Origin of the sequence: Endozoicomonas sp. ONNA2 (assembly GCF_024606365.1) — a bacterium.
Lineage (GTDB): Bacteria > Pseudomonadota > Gammaproteobacteria > Pseudomonadales > Endozoicomonadaceae > Endozoicomonas.
The window spans coordinates 1-8289 of record NZ_JAHHPO010000197.1 but is presented as its reverse complement, the minus strand read 5'-3'; the positions used below and the strand labels follow the sequence as shown (position 1 = coordinate 8289).

Here is an 8289-nt window from a genome sequence, read left to right as displayed (position 1 = left end):
CCCCTTGAGACGCTGGCCAGAGAGGGCTTGCTTTATCAATTTATCGGCAATACCAAAGGGCTGGCATTCAAGAGTGAGCTACCGACGTACCAGTCCTTTATGCAACTCCCCCTGCACGAAGAACTGGAGCGCCTGATTGACCAGTTTGAGGACCAGGTAGAGGTTACCGAAAACCATGGCCAGCGATACATCAATGTTTTTTCCTACACAGCACCTGCTGCCTATGCCCGGTATGCCCACACGCCAGAAACAGTAGATGACCGCCCTTGGGAGCGCCCGGAACAGGGTATCCTCAAAGCCTGTCATGATGCGGGCTATATGACCGGCATGGGGCTGGTGCCGACCAGTATGCTGCAGTGTCTGCACGATACAAATTCCGGTCGGGGCTGGGTCGCCTTGCATTCGGCCATGAATCTGATCTCTGACAACGTACACGCTGGCAAATTGGCAGCGTGGAACACGCTCGCTACCGAAAAGATTGATTTTGGTCACTGCGGTATGCGTGACCTGGGCGATTACGAAACCTTTGGTCATATCCACAGCTGTTTACGGCAAATTGACACTCTTGAAAACTGCTATCCGCCGAGAGTCTCACAGCGTATTGCCCTGGCCAACAGCATCTGTGAAATCATCGTATCGGCGGTACTGGTACGATCACGCTTGCACCAGAGCTTTGCCGGTTATCACTACAAAAACCCTCAGGCACTAAAAGAAACAGCCGCATTTGTTGAATTGGCCTGCAACCATTTTTTGTCGGGGCTTATGCCCACAACAGCCACGCCAAATAGCCTCCGGTTTCTCCTTGGACGGGATGATAATGAATATCAGGCCTGGCTTGACCGGGTCGCGCAGGAGATACTTTACTGGACCGCATTGCAGCAGGATGCCCCCGGGCTGGATGAGTATGACCCGACGACTGACTGCTACCTGAACCACATGAAGGATCAGCATCTCAGTGAAGCGCTCTATCCTGATGACGCTTATACCCGCTCACGCACTGCGAATTTTTTTGATATCAATGGCCAGATAATCCTTGGAGCCTATTACTCGACATTACCACTGATAACGTTAAAGAACGGGCTGACCAAAATGTGTACTGAGATATTGAAACAGCTGAATCATTCAGGCGGGAGTTGAGATAAATCAACTTCCGCCATTAAGCATTTATGACTTCCGCACTTTGGCAGGTATTGCCATCTGCAACACTTTGCTACGGAGGTTTTTAGAGCGATCATGCTGAATGCCGTTCAGCCACATGACCTCCTCATTTACCATATCCGCCAAGTGGGTATTCAGCACAATTTTCTCCAGCCCCTTGTAGCCAGTGTTGAGTTCCAGAAAATCCTGCTCTTCCGATTCGATCAAGTTGACCAGCTGCCTGAGGTTTCTGACTTTTTTAGAGCCGACACTGTCAACCCTTCGCAAAAAGATATTGTGATAACCCCGGTTGGCCTCATGGGGCAGGACCTTCAGGATAACCACTACCTCATCTTCATCAGCAAACCGAAAGTTATTGAGCAACATAGGCGTAAAGCCTGCATAGGAAATCAGGTCATGGCCAGCCCCCATCAGCAGCTCTCTGGTCACTGTGGTAAACACCAGACCCTGATAAATAAAGTAGGAAGGAGCAGCCTGGCCATCAAACCCGAGCAACAAGTCATTGTTGACCGGCTGAGTGAGGGTAACCACCAGGTCCAGCGCCTGCTTGTCACGAATGACCCGGACGCCAAGCTCCTCGCCAACCTGCCGCGAGTGCACCGCATAATTCATGGAAACCCGCTCACTGCCCCGGAACACGATGGTTTTGTCATGGCCAACGTCGTACCCGTCCAGTTCCAGGATAACATCATCGGGCTGCAGCACACCGTCAGCCGCAGAACCCGGAATAACATGGCGAACCAGAACACCCTTGTTTTCTTTCACGCCATAAACGGTTTTAAAAAAGCCATTTTCAAGTTCTTCCGTTTCAATACCAAGGCTGGGAATGCCAGTGTAATAACCATCAGCAATGTCCTGCAAAAAGTGTCTGATGATATTTACCGGCACAATATGGGCGATATTGCTGGCTTCAAAGGGACTGTATCCCTGCATTAACACACCAATGATCTGGCCATTGACCACGGCAGGGCCACCACTGTTGCCCGGGTTACTGGCGGCATCAATTTGTCCGGCCAGAAATGAGAAGCCGGAATGACTGTAAGGTTGGTATTCCAGACGGGACAAAACCCCTTTGGTGGCACTGATGGTATCGCCACCAATGGGATAGCCAAGCAGCATCAAATCCGTTTGCAGGGGCGGAAGTTCACCCAGGGGGATAGGCATGGTACCGCTGAAAAACAGCGCTTTCTCATGGTCATGGAAGGGTACCAGCAAGGCCAGATCCAACTCGTGGGAAACCCACAAGGGCTTGAGCTTGTAACGGTCCGTCTGACCATTTTTCCTGCCTTCAATAAAAGTATGGGAACTGATAACGTGACTGTTGGTCAGTATCACCCGCTGGCCACTGCCTGGCAGCTGGATAATCGCACCGGAACCATACTTCTGCCTTGGGCCAAGGTTGCTCCATGGATTCTGATGGTCATATTGATTAAATGAGGTATAGATTTTGATGATCGAATCCCTGACGCCCTGATCTTCCGAATAAAAAGAACCCGACACGGCCGGACCGGCGGTGTTGCCATGGATCGAGACGGCAAGCAACAGAAAACAGATAGCTTTAACAATACAATTGAGTCTCACACCAAACACCTCAACGGCCAGAGAAATAACTCTTGAAATTAGCACAAAAAAAATATTCTGCATGACTCGGGGTCATGAAAGGCTTTTATCCATTGAAGATCTGATATAATCAGGTGCATTGAATGACGTTCCCCTTCAGCACCAGGCAGTGTTCCATGATTGTTCTTTCCCCGGATTTCCTGAACGAGATTTATGCCCGTCATCCTGACTGGTATCCAGCCATTGCCACCACCCGGCCTGCCCCTGAGTTTATTGCCGGACTGGCGGATATCATGGATCAATTTGACCTGATCCTGCTCGATTCCTACGGTGTCCTCTGCCGTGGCAGCACGCCCATTGAAGGTGCTGTTGAGGCAATCAAGCAGCTAAGGGCAAACAAAATCCCATTTTGCGTGGTTTCCAACGATACCCTGACCAACCGGTCGTTAGCCGCAGAAAAGTATCAATCCCGGGGATTTGATTTTACCGCAGATGAAGTACTGACCAGCCTTGATATCACCGAGCAGTACCTTAAGGGCCTTACGGACCGGGGCCGTATTGCTGTTATTGCTCCTATGGAACACCCTTCCAACCACCTGCTGGAAGGTATGGTCCGGCTTAATGGCTGTAATGGAGAGATCCCGGAAGGTATCGATACCCTGCTGTTCCTGACCGGTGCAGGCTGGACGGCAAAAATGCAGGAGAACATGGTCAATACCGCCAATGGGCGTCAGTTTGAACTGCTGGTCGGCAACCCGGACATCGGCGCACCCCATGGTGATCATGTCACGGCAACACCGGGTTACTTTATTGCCGACCTGGTAGAACAAACGATTCAAAAGGCAAAACCGACGTTGTTCGGTAAACCGGATCCTGCCATTTTTTCCATGGCAATTGAGCAACACCAGATTACTGACCCGTCCAGGGTCCTGATGGTGGGGGATACGCTTTATACCGATATTCTGGGCGGCAATGCCATGGGATTCAAAACATTGCTGCTGCAATGCGGGGTCTACCAGGATGAGGATATTATGGCAGTGATTGCCAGCACGGGCATAAGCCCTCACTATGTGGCGCCGGGCCTCGTGGGTTGCCAAAGGCCTTAAAGGGAACCACAAAGGCACAAAGACACAAAGTTTTTTATGTGAGCTGCGCCCGGCATACGGATGTGGCTTACCTTGTGTTTTCGTGCGACTACCTGGATGGTGTAAGTTTTGATCATGCTTTTGATCATGCAGGGGCAGTTGTCGATGCCTTGTTGTGCAAGCTGTTGTGCAAGGCTTTGGGAGTGATTATTGGTCATCCCCCGTGTCCGGTTGCTGATTATTCAAGTCCAATTGAATGGTGTCCAACCGTTTTAACGCTTGGCTAAGTTGTGCATAATCGCTTTTAAATTTAGCCGAATTTTTTTCATGATTCGCAGACTGACTTTCAAGTTCAGCCAATTCTTTCTGAAAATTCTCCAGCTCACCACCTTTGCGTTCGGCTTTTTCAAGCTTTTCCCGACACTTTTTAATCAATTTTTGAACGGAAGCATGCTGCTTATCCTCAGTGGCATATTGCTTCTTTAGCGCGTCACACTCCTGCTTTGGATTTGCATAACCGGTGACCAGCTTGATATCCATATCCAATTTAATTCTATAATACCGGTTTAACGCTATACGAAATTCTTTATATTCCTCTTTAAGCTTCGTGGATTTTTGGTTAATGGTAGTCAACTCTGTTTGCAGAGTCTTCATTTTATTCTGAATATCCGCTATCAGCTTGCCTTTGCTTTTGGCTTTATCAAGCTTTTTCTGACATTCCTGAATCGATTTCTGAACAGACTCGTGTTGCTTATCCAGGTCGGAACACTGCTTCTCCCGCCAGGCGCACTCCATCTGCGGATCTGGATAGCTGGTGACCAGCTTGATCTGTTCGTACACCGGCTTCATCGAATCCATGAGATCTTTGGCATTGGCCAGCACTTCTTTCTGCTTGCGTATATCGATACCACCTTCACCGCTTTCCTGGTAATCTGCCAGCTTTTGTTTTAAATGATCTTTGGCTTTCCTTAACTTACTGCACTGTTCTTTATAACTGTCTGCACTTGATTTAAGCTTGCAACCAATATTGTGTTCCCGCGTATTGAGCGTATCCAATAAATCCTTCATATTATCCCTGAAGGCCTGGTGCAATACGGTTTTCTCTGAATAACGCCGAAATGTCTGTGAGAGGTGTTTTGCCAGCCATTTAAGCCTGAACCCGTCACTGAAACCACGCTTGAATCGCGGATTTTCCAGGTCTTTGAGCTTTTCCAGATACGCCTTGTCATTGAGATGCTCCATTTCATCCAGTTTGTTTAGATACGCCAGGCATTCCGGGGGTTCCTGTTCTTCCCGATAACGCATTCCTTCCAGATGTTTTTTCATTGCCGGGTGGTTTGCCAGATGTTCCCGTGCTTCAGAAGGCTCCATTCCTATTGTGTCAAAGGCAGCCTCAAGGGCAGAAACATAGGCACGATTGGTAATATATGGATCAGCTAATGGCGCCCTATCCACATGATCCAGAATTTCCAGCCGCTCAAACACCGTGGCTTTTACTGTCTGGATTTGCTGCTGTAAACGGTGGGTTTCTTCCATTAAATCCTTTGCCAGCCCGGTGTTTTCCAGTTCTTCACGAAACACTTTTTTAGCGGCGACATATTGCCAGGCAGGCGATGACGGCACTTCAGACTGAAGGTTTTTCACCAGCTCCTCGGTGCCGTTGTAATCTCCTTCAACCTTTGCCAAGACAGGGTCTGTGACAGAATCTTTTACCGATGCCGTTTCCGGTGTTTTTTGCGGGCGCCGTACCGGGTGAAGCGGTCTTTTCTGGTGAATGGCCCGGTCGATAAATTCCTGGAAAGTCTTACCCGCCCCCTGGTGGACCCACTTCACACCATCTTTCAAGGGTTTCGGTTTCAGTTCCTGTTTCAGTCGTTTTTTTCCCTTGGAAATATCCGTGAAAGCCTTGTCACTGGCCAGGTAATGTTCAATTTTACGGTCATCATCATGGATATTTTCGGCATACACAGCTTTAAGCCGGTCAAGCTCAGCTAAATAGTCACTTTGCTGCTTGCCCTGATTTTCATCCACCTTTTCTACATCTCTAGCCAAGGACTTGGATTCCTTAAGCAACTTATTATACTTTGGCGGGTGGAAGGTTTGCCCTTCAGGATCAGAGTTTGCCCGTTGACTTGCTCCGCCTTTATCATCGATGCCCAGCTCTGACCTTTTTTGCCTTCTTTTTTTGGCGGTCTTTTTTGGTGGCTTTTTCAGAGACTTGGTACTTTCAGGTCGGGTCGGTAGTGGCTGCCCTTCTGGCAGATCCCGGGCATCCACTCCGGTTGCTGACATGGCTGGCTCTTGCTCTTGAGTGGTCCGGCCATTGAACGAGCTTACGTCATCTTCAATACCGCTATCGTACTCTTTCACCCAATGGTTGACCCCGGGGGAGTGGGGTGGGCCAGCGATACTTTCATCCTCACTGATACCGGAATCCTCGGCAATACTGGCCAGCTCTTCGCTTGTCTTGATGCCTTGATTTTTGTGATCCGCGGCAGAGGGGGCTATTTTCATGTCCTCTGCAACAAAGGAGTCTAATTTCAAGCCACCTGCAGCACGAATCTTTTCCCTTCTGCGTTGCCTGGCAGCACTGTTGCGACCTGATGGACCAGTGCCATCTGTTTTTTTGATATCTCTATTCTGAATAGGAGTATCCGTTTTTTCACCAACCTCATCTTGCGGAGCCCGGCTCTTTTTAGCGACCTTGCCAACCCTGGAAACCGGTGTCCCCCGGTGGGTGGCGTTGTGACTTTCTTCAGCAGGTTTTACTGTGCCACTTTCACTGGAACTATTAACCCCAACCGGTCTTTGGCCTTCAATCCCTTGTGGCATGTTTATATCCTGTGTTTTATTGGTCAAACCCTGGCTTCTGTACTCCATCATCGGCTGAAATCAAATGGCTTTCATACTCAGAGCAGATTTGACTGGCAGAAAGTGTCAAAAACGCAGGAAAAGGGCTTTGAATACCATGCGCTCCGGTTTGGAGCCTTCCCCGGACAACACACTTTGGTATGGCGTGGTTTTTTAACCGGTCAGAGCCGGGTATCGGCAATGGCCTCTTCATAGGTTGGGGGCGCTTCCCGCATTATCTGCAGGTAGGAAGGTAATTCCGTTGCCTCCAGGCAGGAAGGTAATTCCGTTGCCTGCCGGCAGGAGACCTGCTGAGCTTCCCCGGAACGCCCCGGGCCTGTGGCTGGCACAATGGCATACTCATGAGCATCAACCGGAACAGGCTGGGCATGCTGGCGATAATAATGCGGCTGTCTTATGGCCATTTGTAAAAGCTGACAAGTTGAGGCTTCAGGGTTGTCAGACCGCATCGTCCTGACTCTCAGATGAACGGCAACAATACAGTAACAAGTCACCAGGGATGCGCAGCTTAAACCCACAAGTAACCCGAAAAAGGGACCCGCTTGAAGGTATGTACTGGAAGATGCTGTGATCGCAGTGCTGCTTTCAGGTGTCTGCGTGGTGGGAGGACATAAAGCCGGGGATTCATCTGACCAATCGAGGCAATCGTTATAACCGTCGCACTGCCGACTAAAAGGGACACATATTTTACTGTTGTTGCAAAGAAAGGCATCCTCCACTTCACATTTGGTTCTTTCTGGACAATAGAAAAAGCGCTCGTCTGATTGATCAGGACAGTCAGGGTAGCCGTTACACACATCAGTTTTTGGAATGCATCGGTGAGGCTCATGGAGGCACTGCAATTTTCCATCGCCACATGCCTTCATAGGATAACCCGAGACCATCGTCGGCAATGCCAACAGAACCACCAGGCTCTCTTTTAATCCCGGACAGACAAGACCCACCTCCGGTGACTCCATTACTTGCTGAAAGGCAAAACCCGCCACACTGCGCATCAGGCTGTTGCCGGCTTGCATGGCGCCTCTGGCGAACTGGCAGACCCGATAATCGGACAGGGCCCACCCCCGGGCCTTGTTGCCCGGATATATTAACGGACTGGCAGGTATCGTCGAGATGGTTCTGCTCTTGTCACTGCTTCGATGGCGACAAACAGTATCCCGGACAATGGCCTTTGGGGCGGACGGGGGTGATGGAAGCTGACTGGCAATGGGTTGCATGGGGGTCAGGACCTGCATAGGGTGAGATGAACTTTGGACCATCAAATAACGGTCAAGTTCACATCGTACTTGGGATTGGTCCCGGAATAACTTCGTCATTTGACTCAGTCCGGGAAAATATTGCCGCCCGCTGCCCGAAAAGAGTACAACCGGCTCAGCTTTTCGGATCGCGGGCAGCAGATAGCGTCTGTAGCAATGTGGCAGTTATTTCAGGACAGTTTATGAAATATCCCGGCCAAGAGGAGCTGTCTGGAAATAACTTCCCTATTTTCATTGCCTGACTGGATCGAGCTTGTCGAAGTTCGGTGGCACGACCCTTGACAAGCTCAGGGTGAACGGAAATCGGAAACTTATTAAAAGACAATTCCTGGGAGGCTGTCCGAGAATAGCGCCCGTAG

At 49.8% G+C, this 8289-nt stretch carries 7 protein-coding genes; 2 read left to right on the top strand and 5 right to left on the bottom strand.

Translation table 11 applies throughout. From position 1 onward, the window contains the following. A partial coding sequence (locus KDK14_RS03560; protein WP_257263646.1) for a hypothetical protein occupies positions 1–1137 on the top strand: 1137 nt, incomplete at its 5' end. 27 nt (positions 1138–1164) lie between these two features. On the opposite strand, the gene KDK14_RS03555 is transcribed toward KDK14_RS03560, so the two are convergent. After that, positions 1165–2784: a S1C family serine protease gene (locus KDK14_RS03555; protein WP_257263645.1), complete on the bottom strand. Its 1620-nt coding sequence runs from the start codon at positions 2782–2784 to the stop codon at positions 1165–1167. Between the two features lie 77 nt (positions 2785–2861). Between KDK14_RS03555 and KDK14_RS03550 the strand changes: the two genes are divergently transcribed. Next, on the top strand, positions 2862–3824 hold the full coding sequence (locus KDK14_RS03550; protein WP_257263644.1) for an HAD-IIA family hydrolase: 963 nt from the start codon (positions 2862–2864) through the stop codon (positions 3822–3824). Here the strand turns inward: KDK14_RS03550 and KDK14_RS03545 are convergent. The 4 genes from KDK14_RS03545 to KDK14_RS03530 all read right to left on the bottom strand — a co-directional run. Beyond that, on the bottom strand, positions 3821–4021 hold the full coding sequence (locus tag KDK14_RS03545) for a hypothetical protein (protein WP_257263643.1): 201 nt from the start codon (positions 4019–4021) through the stop codon (positions 3821–3823). The two genes, KDK14_RS03550 and KDK14_RS03545, sit on opposite strands and share 4 nt — an antisense overlap. After that, positions 4011–6635 (bottom strand): hypothetical protein, encoded by a 2625-nt coding sequence (locus tag KDK14_RS03540; protein WP_257263642.1) that lies wholly within the window; start codon positions 6633–6635, stop codon positions 4011–4013. Before KDK14_RS03540 ends, KDK14_RS03545 begins: the two co-directional genes overlap by 11 nt. 200 nt (positions 6636–6835) lie before the next feature. Then, on the bottom strand, positions 6836–7990 hold the full coding sequence (locus KDK14_RS03535; protein ID WP_257263641.1) for a low-density lipoprotein receptor class A repeat-containing protein: 1155 nt from the start codon (positions 7988–7990) through the stop codon (positions 6836–6838). Positions 7991–8045: 55 nt separating this feature from the next. Beyond that, the coding region (locus KDK14_RS03530; protein WP_257263640.1) for a hypothetical protein at positions 8046–8289 on the bottom strand (244 nt) is incomplete at its 5' end.